This window comes from Staphylococcus argenteus (genome assembly GCF_000236925.1).
Classification (GTDB): domain Bacteria; phylum Bacillota; class Bacilli; order Staphylococcales; family Staphylococcaceae; genus Staphylococcus; species Staphylococcus argenteus.
The window spans coordinates 1,057,037-1,074,433 of sequence record NC_016941.1; the positions used below are offsets into that span (position 1 = coordinate 1,057,037).

Here is a 17,397-nt window from a genome sequence, read left to right on the forward strand (position 1 = left end):
CATATGAAATGGTATGGAAAGTTATATATAGGAATATTATTAGCAATTTTATACATCCCTATATTCTTTTTAATGTTCTATTCATTCAATTCGGCAGGTAATATGATTCACTTTGAGCATTTTACATTAGAACATTATCAATCTTTATTTCAAAATGACCATTTGATGTCTGTTATTTTCAATACGATAGCTGTGGCACTTATAGCTGCATCTATATCTACAGTAATTGGAACTTTTGGTGCGATTGCCATTTATTATTTAAGAAATAAGCAATTTAAAGTTACTCTTTTAACGCTTAATAATGTGTTAATGGTGTCATCAGATGTGGTCATAGGTGCGTCATTTTTAATTATGTTTACGACAATCGGTCATTTCACAGGTTTAGGATTAGGATTTTGGACAGTTCTTACGTCGCATATTGCGTTCTGTATTCCAATAGTTGTGATTATAGTATTACCGCAACTTTATGAAATGAATAACAACATGTTAAACGCTGCAAGAGATTTAGGGGCAACTGAGCCACAATTGTTAAGTAATGTTATCATTCCAAATATTTTACCTTCTATTATAGGTGGATTCTTTATGGCTTTAACGTATTCATTAGATGACTTTACTGTAAGTTTCTTCGTTACTGGTAATGGTTTTAGTGTATTATCTGTTGAAGTGTATGCGATGGCGCGTAAAGGAATTAGTATGGAAATAAATGCAATATCGACATTATTATTTGCAGTTATTGTATTTGGTATTCTTGGATATTATTTAATTCAATATGTGATTAATAAGAAAAAGCTAATGAAACGAGGTGTAAAACAGTGAAGAGATTTTTACAACTCATTATAGGTGCTTTAGTTGTTGGAATGATATGCCTTGCTGTAAGTCATTGGTTTAAATCAAAAGAACAAGTGCACACGAATCAAAAGATTTATGTTTACAATTGGGGCGAATATATTGATCCGGATTTAATTAAAAAGTTTGAAAAAGAAACTGGCATTCAAGTTGTTTATGAAACATTCGATTCAAATGAAGCAATGGAAGCAAAAATTCGCAATGGTGGAACACATTATGATGTTGCATTCCCTAGTGAATATACTGTACAAAAACTTAAAAGAGATAACCTATTATTACCAATTAATCATAAAAAAGTACCTAATATTAAAAATTTAGATCCTGATTATATGAACATGTCATTCGATAAAGGTAATAAATATTCATTACCTTATTTTTTTGGAACTGTGGGAATACTTTATAATAAGGAAAAGTATCCAAATGAAACATTTGATAGTTGGAAATCATTGTATAATCCTAAATTTAAAAATCAAATATTATTAGTTGATGGTGCCAGAGAAATTATAGGCATGAGTTTAAATAAACTTGGGTATAATCTTAATGACAGTAATCCTCATCATCTTAAGGAAGCAGAAAGAGATTTAACAAAATTATCACCACAAGTAAGAGGTGTGGTTGGTGATGAAATTACCATGATGCTACAGCAAAATGAAGGGAATATTGCGGTAGTTTGGAGCGGAGTTGCAGCACCTTTAGTACAAGAAGGTGATAAATACAACTACGTTATTCCAAAAGAAGGTTCTAATCTATGGTTTGATAATATGGTGATTCCTAAAACAGCTCAAAATAAAGAAGGCGCTTATAAATTTATGAATTTCTTATTGGATGCTAAAAATAACAAACAAAATACGGAATTTGTAGGTTACGCTACACCAAACAAAGCGGCAAGAGATTTATTGCCTAAAGAAATAAAAGATGATCACCGATTTTATCCAACAAAACAAGAGCAAAAACGTCTTGAAGTATACAAAGATTTAGGACAAGAAGTTTTAAGTGAATACAACGAAAACTTTTTGAATTTCAAAATGTCATTAAAATAAAAATCATAAATAGTAGTTATTTGTTGGATATTTAGTTATAATAACTGGATAAGTACTATAAGGAGTTGTAACGAATGACTGGAGAACAATTTACTCAAATTAAACGTCCAGTAAGTAGATTAACTGAAAAAGTTCTAGGTTGGCTATGTTGGGTAATGTTATTAGTGCTTACCATTATTACTATGTTTATAGCACTTGTTTCATTTAGTAATAATACATCAATTGCTAATCTTGAAAATACATTAAACAACAATGCTTTTATTCAACAATTATTAGCTGGTAACGGCTATAATACAACACAATTTGTAATTTGGTTACAAAATGGTATATGGGCGATTATCGTTTACTTTATTGTGTGTTTATTAATTTCATTTTTAGCACTTATTTCAATGAATATTAGAATTTTGTCAGGCTTTTTATTCTTAATATCAGCTTTTGTAACGATTCCTTTAATCTTACTTATTGTTACATTAATCATACCAATTTTATTCTTTATAATTGCAATGATGATGTTTATAAGAAAAGATAAAGTTGAAATGGTTGGTCCGCAATATTATGAAGGCTATAATGAGCCATATTATGATTATCGTGAACCAGTATATGAACGACCTCAACCAAAAGATGAATACTATGATGAACCTAAACATGAAAGTGAAGCGGAGAAAGCGCATACTGTATATGATCAAGAGAAAGATAAATATGATCAATTTCCTAAACGTGCAGTTGAAAGTGAATATAATACCGTGGAAACAAGTGAGGGCGAACCATCAGTATTATCTCGACAAGCTAAATACAAACAAAAAAGTACCGAAGAGTTAGGTATTGAAGATGATGGGTATTATGCAGAACCAGAAGTTGACCCTAAAGAACTTAAGGCTCAACAAAAAAGAGAAAAAGCTGAAATTAAAGCGAAAAAGAAAGAAAAACGAAAAGCATATAATCAACGAATGAAAGAACGTAGAAAAAATCAACCTAGTGCAGTTAGTCAACGTCGAATGAATTTTGAAGAGCGACGTCAAATTTACAACAATGATATTACCGAAGAACGCAATTCAAGTGAAGTTAAGGACAATAACAAACACGAATAAATAAAATAAGCCAGATTAGTGTAGAAGATATAGAAATTCTTTCATGCTAATCTGGCTTTTTTGAAATCAATGCTACTTAAATAAAGCTTGAAATAAAAGTTACAAAAGATGAGTGTAATTGATCCTGCTTTTAAAATGAATATAGTTTAACTATTAAATTTAATTATTATTGTGTTCCCGGGTAAAAATTTTAAAAAAGAAAGTGAAAATATGGTAATATACAAGTAAATTAAACTTCGTATATTTAAAATATACATATATCTTAGTTCACCTAATACAAATAGAAAGGATAATAACATGAATAGAAAACCTGAATTAATTATGTCTTGGATTGCAAACAGTATTAGTATTATTTATTTTTTAATCTTAGGTTTATCATATGTTTCATTAAAAAGTGGTAACGCGACACAAAGGGAAGAATTAGCAAAGCAGTTGTCTAAAAATGGAGGTAATGTGTCTTTAGATATGCTTACTACATCAATAGGCGTTCTGGCAATTATTTTATTGCTTTCAACTCTTTATGGAATATTTGCAACTATCTGTATCAAAGCGCGTAGAAAATTAGCGATATCACTTTTCGTCTTTGCAGTCATTATAAGTTTTATAGCATTAAATTTGTTAGCGATTATTTTATGGATTGTCGTCATATTTATGTTAATTTCTAAAAAGGAACAGACTGAAAAAAGCTATACGGAAAAACGCCATAAAGACGATGAATACATTTATCATTAATTAATATATTAAAAAGAAAAACCATTAAAATGTAGTTGGTCTAATAATGACTAAACGTACATTCTAATGGTTTTTTAATTATCCTTGTAATTCTTGGAATGTTTCAATGATTAAGTATACATTTAAAATACTTAAAATTATGATTAGTGTCCACGAAATAATATTTACCCATGTTTTATTATAAAAAGGTCCCATTAAATCTTTATTACTAGTTGCCAATTGTAATGGAATTAAACAAAATGGTAACGCAATACTTAGGAATACTTGAGAGAAAACAAGTAACTGTTCTATTTTAGCTGCGTTACCTTTAAAAATGATTAAACAGACGATAACAGGAATGATTGCAAGTGAACGTGTTATTAAGCGTCTTAACCAGTTTGGTATTTGTAATCTCAAAAATCCTTCCATAACAATTTGTCCAGCTAAAGTACCAGTAATAGTTGAGTTTTGGCCGGATGCAAGTAAAGCAACGGCAAATAATGTACTCATAACTGCACCCATAGTCGCGCCAAGAACAGGTTCTGTTTTTAATGCATGATATAAATCATAGAAACCACCTAAATCATCTGCATTAGAATTGAAAAATAGTGATGCACCTAAAACTAATAATAAGCAATTGACTACAAATGCAACTGACAATTGAATATTTGAATCTATTGTAGCAAATTTAATAGCTTGTGCTTTTTCTTCGTTACTATGTCTAGAGTATGTTCTAGATTGTACAATTGATGAATGAAGATATAAATTGTGAGGCATAATGGTCGCACCAATAATACCTAATGCAATATAAAGAATACCATTGTTTGTAATGATTTCACTATGTGGTATAAATCCGTTTAACACTTCATTTAATTGTGGTGATGAAATATACACTTCAAATATGAAGATGAACAGTACTGTGAAAATTAAAGTACCAACAATGGCTTCAATTTTTCTGAAACCATATTTCATTATAAATAAAAGTAAGAATACATCAAGTACAGTTATTAACGCGCCAACAATCAAAGGTATATTAAATAGTAAGTTAAGTGCAATCGCACTTCCTATAACTTCTGCAATATCAGTGGCAATGATTGCGAGCTCTGCAATAATCCAAAATATAATTGCAATAGGTCTCGATAAATAATGTCGAGTCATTTGTGCTAAGTCCATACCTGTTGCTATGCCTAATCTTACCGTCATACTTTGAAGTAACATTGCTGATAAGCTTGAAATAAGAATTACGAATAGCAAAGTATAGCCATATTGTGCGCCACCTTGCATAGATGTTATCCAATTTCCAGGATCCATATAACCGACTGCGACTAAGAGACCAGGTCCAAGAAATGATAAGAATTTTTGTTTGTTTGAACTTCGATGATCGAATTTCACCGTATTATTAATTTCGTCTAAACTTAATTGTTCTTTTGTTGAAAGTTGTTTGTTATTCATTTTGACTCACCTCTACTTCTTATGGACAATATAATAACCTAATAAAATGTTTAGGTCAACCTAAAAATATTTTGATTTTTTTAAAAGCGTGAATTATTATGTTAGAAAATCAGTGTGGAAATAAAAAATAAGCGCAAAATCAACAATGTAATTTAGCGCTCATTATATATAAAATGATAATTTGATGCAAAACAATCTATGCAGAATAGAATGGTAAAAATTGATCGAAAGTTTCTTCTAAAAAGGCAAGAAATGCTTTATCACTTTTTAAACGTTTATCTTGAGGTGTAATCGCACGTGCAATAAAGAATTCGCCTTTTTTAACATTAATAGCTCTTTGAATTGCTTCTTTTAAAGCGTCATCTGTTAAATCTTTTATCAATGGTTTATCTGGTTTCATATGATCTAAACAAACTCGATAATCATCTGGTAATTGCTTAATTGCTTCGAATTTTCTTTCGAATACCTTTGCACGTGATGCTTTATCTTTGGCTTCATGCATAATACCAAACATAACAAATAATTGGTCTTTAAACATTCCAATTTGGAAATGTGGTAGCATTTTATAACCACGTTTGTTTGTTGCAAATGCAACCCATGTATCTTTAGGAGGGTTTACACTTCTTCTTGCATGTTTTGCGACATGTGGATAAAATGTTTCTCCGGTTTGGCTTGTAAAGAAATCGCTGAAATAATCTCCTAATTGATGAAGTTGTGGTCGTATATATTCATTTAAAGCTTCCATTCTGGCATCTAAGCCATCAACATCAAATGCCTTAAAATCTTTAGGTGTAAATGTGTATTTTGTCATAGGTTACCTCCTGTTACATCTTTAAAAATATTGTAGCATATGTTCTCTAGAATACGGATTAAGACGCTCGCATTTAATTAAACATTTTTATTTTAATCTTAAAAAGTTATTTTTATAAAATGTTGATGTATAATAGGGGATGTTAGGAGATGATGTTATGGCACTTTACGAATTCGCCCAAGGACTTATTCAAGAGGCAGGAATTAGAATTAAACAATTAATGGAACAAAATTTGACGATTGAAACAAAGTCAAACCCCAATGACCTTGTTACTAATGTTGATAAGGCTACTGAAGATTATATTTTTGATACGATTTTAAAAACTTATCCAGACCATCAAGTTTTAGGTGAAGAAGGGCATGGTCATGACATCGATACATCTCAAGGTACGGTATGGATTGTAGACCCAATCGATGGCACTTTAAATTTTGTACACCAACAAGAAAATTTTGCAATTTCTATTGGTATTTTTATTGATGGAAAACCTTATGCTGGTTTTGTATATGATGTTATGGCGGATGTGTTATACCATGCAAAAGTTGGAGAAGGTGCATTTCGACGAAACCAGCGTTTGCCGCTTTTAAAGGATTCAAAATTAAAGCAAAGTATTATTGGGATAAATCCAAATTGGTTAACTAAACCGGTATTAGGAGATATTTTTAAAGATATCGTTAATGACTCAAGAAGTGCAAGAGCATATGGTAGTGCTGCGCTTGAAATTGTATCTGTTGCGACAGGGAATTTAGAAGCATACATGACACCAAGATTACAGCCATGGGACTTTGCAGGTGGACTAGTAATATTAAATGAAGTAAATGCTAAAGCTTCAAACTTATTAGACGATTCGTTAACAATTAGTGGCCCAAATTCAATTTTAGTTGGAAATCATGGCGTTCATCAAGAAATAGTGGAAGATTATTTAAATCCTCATCGAGAAACGTTAATCAATTTACATCAAAAACGTTTTAATAGAAAATCTAAATGATTATAAAACAAGAGTGACATGTCGTCCTATTAATATTAGGAAACATGTCACTCTTTTTAATAATTGTAAAAACAACGCTCATAAGTGATGACATTTTATATTTAACTGAGTAAATATTTGAATTGCTCACATTAAACGCGTGTTGCTAACATTATAGACTATAACCAATCGTTTTCACGATACTTTTTCTTTGTAGTAAATCCAATACCAAAGGTTGCAACAAGTAATATAAATGTTAAAATCATCATTGGCACATTTGATGCACCAACTGCAAAACTAAATAATACTAAGAAAATAATAGCTAATATAGAAAATACCCAAAAGATATTTTTAGATTTTTTTTGTTTCATCCTATCCCCACCTTTTGCTTATCTTTTCTCAATTATATGATATAATAAAAAAGTTGTAATTAAAAGTGGGATTTTACTTAAGAAAGAAGGAAATTATTTATATGACTAATAAAAGAGAAGATGTCCGCAATATAGCAATTATTGCTCACGTTGACCATGGTAAAACAACACTCGTAGATGAGTTGTTAAAACAATCTGGTATATTCAGAGAAAACGAACATGTTGATGAACGTGCAATGGACTCTAATGACATCGAGAGAGAACGTGGTATAACAATCCTAGCCAAAAATACGGCTGTTGATTATAAAGGTACGCGTATTAATATTTTAGATACACCGGGGCACGCTGACTTTGGTGGAGAAGTAGAACGTATTATGAAAATGGTAGATGGTGTTGTTTTAGTAGTAGATGCATATGAAGGTACAATGCCTCAAACACGTTTTGTACTTAAAAAAGCATTAGAACAAAACTTAAAACCAGTTGTTGTTGTTAATAAAATTGATAAACCATCAGCTCGTCCAGAAGGTGTTGTAGATGAAGTATTAGATTTATTTATCGAATTAGAAGCTAACGATGAACAATTAGAATTCCCTGTAGTATATGCTTCAGCTGTAAACGGTACTGCTAGTTTAGATCCTGAAAAACAAGATGATAATTTACAATCTTTATATGAAACAATTATTGATTATGTTCCAGCACCAATTGACAATAGCGATGAACCATTACAATTCCAAGTTGCATTACTAGATTATAATGATTATGTTGGTCGAATTGGTATAGGTCGTGTATTCAGAGGTAAAATGCGTGTTGGTGATAACGTTTCATTAATTAAATTAGATGGTACAGTTAAAAACTTCCGTGTAACTAAAATCTTTGGTTACTTTGGATTAAAACGTCTTGAAATTGAAGAGGCACAAGCTGGTGACTTAATTGCTGTTTCAGGAATGGAAGATATCAACGTTGGTGAAACTGTAACACCACATGATCATCAAGAAGCATTACCAGTTTTACGTATTGACGAACCAACACTTGAAATGACATTTAAAGTAAATAATTCGCCATTTGCTGGTCGTGAAGGTGATTTCGTAACAGCCCGTCAAATACAAGAACGTTTAAATCAACAATTAGAGACCGATGTTTCATTAAAAGTTTCAAATACTGATTCACCTGATACATGGGTTGTTGCTGGACGTGGGGAATTACATTTATCGATTCTAATCGAAAACATGCGTCGTGAAGGATACGAATTACAAGTATCTAAGCCACAAGTAATTATTAAAGAAATTGATGGTGTTATGTGTGAACCATTTGAACGTGTTCAATGTGAAGTACCTCAAGAAAATGCTGGTGCAGTTATTGAATCATTAGGAGCACGTAAAGGTGAAATGGTCGATATGACTACAACTGATAATGGATTAACGCGATTAATCTTCAATGTACCTGCCCGTGGTATGATTGGTTATACAACTGAGTTTATGTCTATGACAAGAGGTTATGGTATTATCAATCATACATTTGAAGAGTTTAGACCACGTATTAAAGCTCAAATCGGTGGACGACGTAATGGTGCTTTAATTTCTATGGACCAAGGATCTGCAAGTACGTATGCAATATTAGGACTTGAAGATAGAGGGGTTAACTTCATGGAACCTGGTACAGAAGTTTATGAAGGTATGATTGTTGGTGAACATAATCGTGAAAATGACTTAACAGTTAATATTACTAAAACTAAACATCAAACAAACGTACGTTCAGCAACGAAAGATCAAACACAAACGATGAATAGACCTCGTATTTTAACTTTAGAAGAAGCATTACAATTTATTAATGACGATGAATTGGTTGAGGTTACACCTGAAAGTATCCGTTTGAGAAAGAAAATTTTAAATAAAAACGTTCGTGAAAAAGAAGCAAAACGTATTAAACAAATGATGCAAGAAAACGAATAATTTAAATTTACTTTAAGTAAGATAAATAAAAGAGAAGCTAAGTGATTAAGATTACTTAGCTTCTCTTTTAATATGATTGAACAATTCAATGTTGGCTATTAATCGAGAGGGTAATGTTGTGCTCTCTGTTTAGGTGTATCTAAGCGACTTTTACAATCATCACACATAAATGTACGTATTGGATTATTTTTTAGCCTTTTAGATTCGGTTGTACGTTCATCTATAAATACCTTTGCGTCACAGATAATACATTGCACTTGTCGCAAATTAAATCACCTCAATGTGAGTAACATGGTTTATTTGGTAAGAATAACCATCTTCTTGATTATAGATAAAGCTATCTACTCCATTATCGTCGTATAGACGTTTACCATCTTTTGCGAATTGGAAAAATAAATATGGTAATAAATCCAAAGGTATATCTAAATGATTCTGATCATTTGATAAACGAATTGTAGTTGCGGAGTTTTTAGGCTCAGCATGTTTGAAGAAAGGTGTCATATTAATTACAAATGAACCTTCTAACATAGCACGCTTTTTATATTTAATTTCAGAATTTAACGTAGGTGGATTAGTTTGACCTTCTAAAATAGCACGATTCCATTCATGGTTATCTTCAAAGTCAATCGGCTTTGAACCATCAAAGACACCTTTTTCTAAATCTTCAATGCTGACTTTTCTATCATCAAATATCCAAGTCGTACTATCTAATGTTATAGGAAACTTTACGGCTCCTTTAATTTGTATCATTTTCCCACTCCCTATGATTTTATATATCAATATTTTAACACAAATTGCCAAAGACACATTTTAAATCTACTTGCTTTTTAATATTTAGTAAGATAAACTTTTATTAAGACTTTAGAATTTATATAGAGGGGGAGCGTGTCATGGCGAAACAATCGACAATGAAAAATGCAGCTTTGAAACAATTGACTAATGATGCAGATGAAATCTTACATCTGATTAAAGTCCAACTAGATAATTTAACTTTACCTTCATGCCCATTATATGAAGAAGTACTTGATACTCAAATGTTTGGACTTCAAAAAGAAGTTGATTTTGCTGTAAAATTAGGTTTAGTTGACCGTGAAGATGGCAAACAAATTATGTTGCGTCTTGAAAAAGAACTTTCAAAATTACATGAAGCTTATACACTTGTTTAAGGTTAAATATATAAATATACAAATGAAGGCGTAAGACAATCGTTAATTGAATTGCGCCGATTTTAAATTTACTCTATCATTTTTTTATAAGTGACTGCTGTGTTATCTAAGAGATAACATGACAGTCACTTTTATTGAGTTTAGCGATTCACGATATTAATATAACAACATTCTATAAATTACCTCAAGATACCTGTTAATATTTGTGATTATGACTATGTCATGTATATAATAAGTAACACGGATTTTTAAAATTATAGTGTTTAACAAAATCATTTGAAGTATAAATTGTAGAATTGGATGACTGAATATATGAAGAATTTTAGAAGTATTTTACGGTATATTGGTAGAACGTCTAAGTTTATTGATTATCCGTTATTAGTTACATATATTGTATTAAGTTTAATAGGATTAGTGATGGTATATAGTGCCAGTATGGTACCAGCGACGAAAGGGACATTGACCGGCGGGATTGATGTTCCAGGTACATATTTTTATAATAGACAATTAGCATACGTAATTATGAGTTTTATAATTGTATTTTTCATAGCCTTTTTAATGAATGTAAAGCTATTAAGTAATATTAAAGTCCAAAAAGGGATGATTATTGCAATCGTTTCACTTTTGTTACTAACCTTAGTTATAGGTAAAGATATTAATGGTTCTAAAAGTTGGATTAACTTAGGTTTTATGAACTTACAAGCATCTGAGTTATTAAAGATTGTAATTATTTTATATGTTCCGTTTATGATTAGTAAAAAAATGCCAAGAGTATTAAGTCAGCCAAAAATCATTTTGAGTCCTATTGTTTTAGCACTAGGCTGTACGTTTTTAGTATTTTTACAAAAAGACGTTGGACAAACATTACTTATATTAATCATTTTATTCGCGATAATATTTTATTCAGGTATTGGTGTAAATAAAGTGTTGAAATTTGGGATACCGGCTGTATTAGGGTTTTTAGTCGTCTTTGTCATTGCTTTAATGGCAGGTTGGTTGCCTAGTTATTTAACAGCTCGTTTTAGCACATTAACGGATCCATTCCAGTTTGAATCAGGAACGGGATACCATATTTCCAATTCATTACTTGCGATAGGTAATGGTGGTATTTTTGGTAAAGGATTAGGAAATAGTGCAATGAAATTAGGTTATTTACCTGAACCACATACCGATTTTATCTTTGCCATTATTTGTGAAGAATTAGGATTAATCGGAGGGTTACTCGTTATCACACTTGAGTTTTTCATCGTATATCGTGCTTTCCAATTTGCTAACAAAACATCATCTTATTTTTATAAATTAGTATGTGTCGGAATTGCTACTTACTTTGGAAGTCAAACGTTCGTTAACATTGGTGGTATTTCGGCGACAATACCATTAACAGGTGTACCTTTACCATTTATAAGTTTTGGTGGTTCATCAATGATTAGTTTGAGTATCGCCATGGGACTGCTTCTAATTGTAGGTAAACAAATTAAAGTTGACCAACAACGTAAGAAGAAACAACAAAAAGTTGATATTAGAAGACGATTTAATTAAATAAAGTGAAGCCAATATTTAGAATGCGATAATTTTTATCAAAATGTATTCTGAATGTTGGCTTTTTTGTTTATAAAAATTGCAGAAATTGTTGATTGTTGATTTTTGAATGCAATAAACGGTGGATGTATTTAATCTATAATTAGGTTAACTTCATTAGAACTATGCAAAGAATTATCAACAAAGTTAATGATAGGGAATGGGACAGAAATGATAAAGAGTCACTAATGATTTATTATGTAGTGGCTCTTACACATTAGCCATAGCTAATGTGTACTTAAAAATAGGAATACATGAGTAAAACGCATGCATAAGAAATACTAATTTCTAAAGAAAAAGTATTTCTTTATGTTTGGGGCCCCAACACAGAAGCTGGCGGAAAGCCAGCTTACAATAATGTGCAAGTTGGGGCCCCTGACTTTATTTTTAAAAAGCTTGTTACAAGCGCATTTTCATTCAGTCAACTACTGCTGATATAACTTATAGCGCTTATGTTCCAGATTTATCAAATTTTATAAAGGTATTGGGAGATAATTATAAATAAATTTTATAGTTAAAATTGAACAAAGAAGGTAGCGAAATTATAATCTTGATGATAAGATAAAGTTATCGCTATTGATAATAAAAGTTGATGTTTTGCGATTTTATTTTAATATATTTAGAATTGCAAAAATCAAAAATTTTTCACAACAAAAATGTGGGAAAGCTGTTGTTGCAATGTCATTTTTGAAAATATCTTTATGAAATGGAGGTATTCATCGACGCAAGTATGTTAAATTTTTAAAATTTGAAACATAACTATAGCAAAACAGAACGCTTTAAGATAAAATTTTATTATCTAATTAGTTAGAAAATTCTAATAGTTTGAGGAGTGTATCGCTATTGAAACAAATAAAAAAGTTACTTGTTGCTAACCGTGGAGAAATTGCAATTCGTATATTTAGAGCGGCAGCAGAATTAGACATCAGCACAGTTGCAATTTATTCTAATGAAGACAAAAGTTCATTACATAGATATAAAGCAGATGAATCCTATTTAGTTGGAAGTGATTTAGGTCCTGCTGAAAGTTATTTAAATATTGAGCGTATCATTGATGTAGCAAAACAAGCGAATGTGGATGCGATTCATCCTGGCTATGGATTTTTAAGTGAAAATGAACAATTTGCACGTCGATGTGCTGAAGAAGGTATTAAATTTATTGGTCCTCATTTAGAACATTTAGATATGTTTGGTGATAAAGTTAAAGCGCGTACCACAGCAATTAAAGCAGATTTACCAGTAATTCCTGGTACTGATGGACCAATTAAATCATATGAGCTTGCAAAAGCATTTGCTGAAGAAGCTGGTTTCCCGCTAATGATTAAAGCTACTAGTGGCGGTGGCGGTAAAGGTATGAGGATTGTTCGTGAAGAAAGTGAATTAGAAGATGCTTTCCATCGTGCGAAATCTGAAGCTGAAAAATCATTTGGTAATAGTGAAGTTTACATAGAAAGATATATTGATAATCCTAAGCATATTGAAGTACAGGTCATTGGAGATGAGCATGGTAATATTGTACATCTTTACGAACGTGATTGTTCTGTACAACGTCGTCATCAAAAGGTTGTTGAGGTTGCACCATCAGTTGGGTTGTCATCTGATTTACGTCAACGTATTTGTGATGCTGCAATACAATTAATGGAAAATATTAAATATGTCAATGCGGGTACTGTTGAATTCTTAGTATCGGGTGATGAATTCTTCTTTATTGAGGTTAATCCACGTGTACAAGTAGAACATACGATTACCGAAATGGTTACTGGTATCGATATAGTTAAAACCCAAATATTAGTTGCAGCTGGTGCTAATTTGTTTGGTAAAGAGATTAATATGCCACAACAAAAAGATATTACGACATTAGGTTATGCAATTCAATGTCGAATTACAACTGAAGATCCATTAAATGATTTTATGCCTGATACGGGTACTATTATTGCATATCGTTCGAGTGGCGGCTTTGGTGTTCGTCTTGATGCAGGTGATGGGTTCCAAGGTGCAGAAATTTCACCATATTATGACTCATTGCTTGTTAAGTTATCTACACATGCCATTTCTTTTAAACAAGCAGAAGAAAAAATGGTGCGTTCATTACGCGAAATGAGAATTCGTGGTGTTAAGACCAATATTCCATTCTTAATTAATGTAATGAAAAATAAGAAATTTACAAGTGGTGACTATACAACTAAATTCATTGAAGAAACACCAGAGTTGTTTGAAATTCAACCTTCTTTAGATAGAGGTACTAAAACTTTAGAATATATTGGTAATGTGACAATCAATGGTTTCCCGAATGTTGAAAAGCGCCCTAAACCAGATTATGAGTTAGCATCAATCCCAACAGTTTCAACAAGTAAAATTGCTTCATTTAATGGTACAAAGCAATTACTTGATGAAGTAGGTCCTAAAGGTGTTGCTGAATGGGTTAAAAAGCAAGATGATGTCTTATTAACTGACACAACATTTAGAGATGCGCACCAATCATTATTAGCAACACGAGTTAGAACTAAAGACATGATTAACATTGCATCTAAAACTGCAGAAGTATTTAAAGATGGTTTTTCACTTGAAATGTGGGGTGGCGCAACATTCGATGTTGCATATAACTTCTTGAAGGAAAACCCATGGGAACGACTTGAACGTCTACGTAAAGCTATTCCGAATGTTTTGTTCCAGATGTTATTACGTGCATCAAACGCAGTTGGCTATAAAAATTATGCAGATAACGTTATTCATAAATTTGTTCAAGAGAGTGCTAAAGCTGGTATCGACGTGTTCAGAATTTTCGACTCACTAAACTGGGTAGATCAAATGAAAGTTGCTAATGAAGCGGTACAAGAAGCTGGTAAAATTTCTGAAGGTACGATTTGTTATACTGGTGATATTTTAAATCCAGAACGCTCAAATATTTATACATTAGAATATTATGTGAAACTTGCGAAAGAATTAGAACGCGAAGGATTCCATATTCTAGCTATTAAAGATATGGCAGGCTTATTGAAACCTAAAGCTGCTTTTGAATTGATAGGTGAATTAAAAGCTGCTGTAGATTTACCAATACATCTTCACACGCATGATACTAGTGGAAATGGTTTATTAACTTACAAACAAGCAATCGATGCAGGTGTTGATATTATAGATACAGCAGTTGCTTCAATGAGTGGTTTAACAAGTCAACCAAGTGCCAATTCTTTATATTTTGCATTAAATGGTTTCCCGCGCCATTTAAGAACTGATATTGAAGGTATGGAAGCATTAAGTCATTATTGGTCTACGGTAAGAACATATTATTCAGATTTTGAAAGTGATATTAAATCACCAAATACTGAAATTTATCAACATGAGATGCCAGGTGGACAATATTCAAATTTAAGTCAGCAAGCTAAAAGTTTAGGTCTTGGCGAAAGATTTGATGAAGTAAAAGACATGTATCGTCGTGTGAACTTCTTATTTGGGGATATTGTTAAAGTAACTCCATCATCTAAAGTAGTTGGTGATATGGCACTTTACATGGTTCAAAATGATCTTGATGAACAATCTGTCATTTCTGAAGGACACAAACTAGATTTCCCTGAATCTGTTGTATCATTCTTTAAAGGTGAAATTGGTCAACCAGTGAATGGTTTTAATAAAGACTTACAAGCTGTTATTTTAAAAGGTCAAGAATCTCTGACTGCACGCCCAGGAGAATATTTGGAACCAGTTGATTTTGAAAAAGTCCGTGAGTTGCTAGAAGAAGAACAACAAGGCCCTGTTACAGAACAAGACATTATTAGTTATGTTCTATATCCAAAGGTATATGAACAATATATTCAAACTAGAAATCAATATGGTAATTTATCTTTACTTGATACACCAACATTCTTCTTTGGAATGCGAAATGGTGAAACTGTGGAAATCGAAATAGATAAAGGTAAACGATTAATAATTAAACTTGAAACAATTAGTGAGCCAGATGAAAATGGTAATAGAACAATTTATTATGCTATGAATGGACAAGCAAGACGTATTTATATTAAAGATGAAAATGTTCATACGAATGCGAATGTTAAACCGAAAGCAGATAAGAGTAATCCAAGTCATATAGGTGCACAAATGCCAGGCTCAGTAACTGAAGTTAAAGTGAGTGTAGGTGAGACTGTTAAGGCAAACCAACCATTGCTAATTACTGAAGCTATGAAAATGGAAACAACGATCCAAGCACCATTTGACGGTGTGATTAAACAAGTTACAGTAAATAATGGTGATACCATTGCAACTGGCGATTTACTAATAGAAATCGAAAAACCAACAGACTAATAAAAAGCGAGATTACAGTATTCAATTGTAATCTCGCTTTATTAAGTGATATATGTAAAAAATCACGAAGTACTTTTTCTATTTCAAACAAAAAGGAACCGCAATTTTAATGGCCGAACCATTAGAATTGCGGTTATCTTTTTATGCTTTGTTACTTCTTACTGAACGTAACATCAACATAATAAAGTATGTTGTCATTCCGAATAAGTATGTGATAAATAATGCGTGGAATAACGCGATGATTAAGTTAACATTTGTCATAATTGATAATGCGCCTGTAACAACTTGCAGTATGACAAGAATAAATGATGCAGTATAACCATAACGAATTGTACGGTTGTTTGGATAATTTTTAACAGCATGGATATACGTAATCATAATAATAGTAAATACGATAAATGCCATGATTCGATGTGCAAGTTGCACCCAATCTTGCTCTGAATGGGGAACTAGGTCGTTAAATGGTAATGGCCAACCGCCATAAGCTAAACTAGCGCCTGCATGTCGGACTAAAGCACCTGTGTAAACACCACAATAAATAATAATTGCCATTAACCAAGTTAAGCGTCTAAGTGGTTTTTTGATATATAATTCATCAGCTTCGTATTTTTGGTCTACTGAAAAAATGATTAATGTTATTAAGAATACAGAAGAGAAACTGATTAGTGAAATACCAAAATGTAATGCTAAAACATAATCGTTTTGTTGCCAAATTACAGCAGCAGCACCAATTAATGCTTGAAGTAATAAGAATCCTACACTAATGATTGATAATGGTTTTATCTCTTTAATATAGCCTATATGTTTCCATGCTGTTATAACTAACCATAAGACGATAAATAAAGATAAAGCTGAAACTGCTCTATGGCTCAGTTCAATAATCGTATCAATTGGAAAGAATTCTGGAATCAACGCACCATGACATAATGGCCAAGAAGAGCCACATCCATCAGCGGAACCTGTTTTAGTTACTAAGGCACCACCAAGCTGTACAAATGTCATTATAAGCGTTGCTACGACACCTAACCATTTTAAATTCTTTTTGCCAAACAATTTTATACACCCCATCATAAAAAAACGCACCATTGAGATTTAGAGTTACTAGCTTGTTTTGAGATATTACTA

Annotated in this window: 15 protein-coding genes; 9 read left to right on the forward strand and 6 right to left on the reverse strand. The window is 31.8% G+C overall.

Going from position 1 to position 17,397, the window contains the following annotated elements:
* Positions 1 to 3 precede the first annotated feature (3 nt).
* The 4 genes from SAMSHR1132_RS04960 (at position 4) to SAMSHR1132_RS04975 (ending at position 3,706) form a co-directional block, all read left to right on the forward strand.
* On the forward strand, positions 4 to 816 hold the full coding sequence (locus SAMSHR1132_RS04960) for an ABC transporter permease (RefSeq protein ID WP_000872388.1): 813 nt from the start codon (positions 4 to 6) through the stop codon (positions 814 to 816).
* Complete coding sequence (locus SAMSHR1132_RS04965; protein WP_000819668.1) at positions 813 to 1,886, forward strand: ABC transporter substrate-binding protein; 1,074 nt, start codon at positions 813 to 815, stop codon at positions 1,884 to 1,886. Before SAMSHR1132_RS04960 ends, SAMSHR1132_RS04965 begins: the two co-directional genes overlap by 4 nt.
* 74 nt (positions 1,887 to 1,960) lie before the next feature.
* Positions 1,961 to 2,974 (forward strand): lipoteichoic acid stability factor AuxB, encoded by a 1,014-nt coding sequence (auxB, locus tag SAMSHR1132_RS04970; protein WP_000145489.1) that lies wholly within the window; start codon positions 1,961 to 1,963, stop codon positions 2,972 to 2,974.
* A gap of 297 nt (positions 2,975 to 3,271) precedes the next feature.
* Positions 3,272 to 3,706: a DUF4064 domain-containing protein gene (locus SAMSHR1132_RS04975; protein ID WP_001080471.1), complete on the forward strand. Its 435-nt coding sequence runs from the start codon at positions 3,272 to 3,274 to the stop codon at positions 3,704 to 3,706.
* Between the two features lie 78 nt (positions 3,707 to 3,784).
* Here the strand turns inward: SAMSHR1132_RS04975 and SAMSHR1132_RS04980 are convergent, their stop codons facing one another.
* Both SAMSHR1132_RS04980 and SAMSHR1132_RS04985 read right to left on the reverse strand, forming a co-directional pair.
* Positions 3,785 to 5,137 carry an Nramp family divalent metal transporter gene (locus SAMSHR1132_RS04980; RefSeq protein ID WP_001060746.1) on the reverse strand — a complete coding sequence of 451 codons (1,353 nt, stop codon included), beginning with the start codon at positions 5,135 to 5,137 and terminating at the stop codon, positions 3,785 to 3,787.
* A 196-nt stretch (positions 5,138 to 5,333) separates the two neighbouring features.
* Positions 5,334 to 5,948 (reverse strand): YktB family protein, encoded by a 615-nt coding sequence (locus tag SAMSHR1132_RS04985; protein ID WP_000170616.1) that lies wholly within the window; start codon positions 5,946 to 5,948, stop codon positions 5,334 to 5,336.
* Between the two features lie 157 nt (positions 5,949 to 6,105).
* Between SAMSHR1132_RS04985 and SAMSHR1132_RS04990 the strand changes: the two genes are divergently transcribed.
* On the forward strand, positions 6,106 to 6,933 hold the full coding sequence (locus SAMSHR1132_RS04990) for an inositol monophosphatase family protein (protein WP_001240302.1): 828 nt from the start codon (positions 6,106 to 6,108) through the stop codon (positions 6,931 to 6,933).
* 158 nt (positions 6,934 to 7,091) lie between these two features.
* Here the strand turns inward: SAMSHR1132_RS04990 and SAMSHR1132_RS04995 are convergent, their stop codons facing one another.
* Complete coding sequence (locus SAMSHR1132_RS04995; protein WP_000810616.1) at positions 7,092 to 7,283, reverse strand: DUF5325 family protein; 192 nt, start codon at positions 7,281 to 7,283, stop codon at positions 7,092 to 7,094.
* A gap of 101 nt (positions 7,284 to 7,384) precedes the next feature.
* Here SAMSHR1132_RS04995 and typA point away from each other — a divergent pair, with 101 nt between their 5' ends.
* Complete coding sequence (gene typA, locus SAMSHR1132_RS05000; protein ID WP_000182654.1) at positions 7,385 to 9,232, forward strand: translational GTPase TypA; 1,848 nt, start codon at positions 7,385 to 7,387, stop codon at positions 9,230 to 9,232.
* A 98-nt stretch (positions 9,233 to 9,330) separates the two neighbouring features.
* Here the strand turns inward: typA and SAMSHR1132_RS05005 are convergent, their stop codons facing one another.
* Positions 9,331 to 9,498: a YlaI family protein gene (locus SAMSHR1132_RS05005; protein ID WP_001250275.1), complete on the reverse strand. Its 168-nt coding sequence runs from the start codon at positions 9,496 to 9,498 to the stop codon at positions 9,331 to 9,333.
* Position 9,499: 1 nt separating this feature from the next.
* On the reverse strand, positions 9,500 to 9,982 hold the full coding sequence (locus SAMSHR1132_RS05010) for a hypothetical protein (RefSeq protein WP_000614708.1): 483 nt from the start codon (positions 9,980 to 9,982) through the stop codon (positions 9,500 to 9,502).
* A 140-nt stretch (positions 9,983 to 10,122) separates the two neighbouring features.
* Between SAMSHR1132_RS05010 and SAMSHR1132_RS05015 the strand changes: the two genes are divergently transcribed.
* From SAMSHR1132_RS05015 to SAMSHR1132_RS05025, 3 genes are all read left to right on the forward strand, one after another.
* Positions 10,123 to 10,398 carry a YlaN family protein gene (locus tag SAMSHR1132_RS05015; RefSeq protein ID WP_001118934.1) on the forward strand — a complete coding sequence of 92 codons (276 nt, stop codon included), beginning with the start codon at positions 10,123 to 10,125 and terminating at the stop codon, positions 10,396 to 10,398.
* Positions 10,399 to 10,710: 312 nt separating this feature from the next.
* Positions 10,711 to 11,937 carry a cell division peptidoglycan polymerase FtsW gene (gene ftsW / locus SAMSHR1132_RS05020; protein WP_000787946.1) on the forward strand — a complete coding sequence of 409 codons (1,227 nt, stop codon included), beginning with the start codon at positions 10,711 to 10,713 and terminating at the stop codon, positions 11,935 to 11,937.
* A gap of 882 nt (positions 11,938 to 12,819) precedes the next feature.
* Positions 12,820 to 16,272, forward strand: a complete 3,453-nt coding sequence (locus SAMSHR1132_RS05025; protein ID WP_000809502.1) for a pyruvate carboxylase — start codon at positions 12,820 to 12,822, stop codon at positions 16,270 to 16,272.
* Between the two features lie 141 nt (positions 16,273 to 16,413).
* Here the strand turns inward: SAMSHR1132_RS05025 and SAMSHR1132_RS05030 are convergent, their stop codons facing one another.
* Entirely contained in the window at positions 16,414 to 17,325 is a 912-nt protein-coding gene (locus tag SAMSHR1132_RS05030) for a COX15/CtaA family protein (protein WP_000467115.1), read from the reverse strand.
* Positions 17,326 to 17,397: the final 72 nt, after the last annotated feature.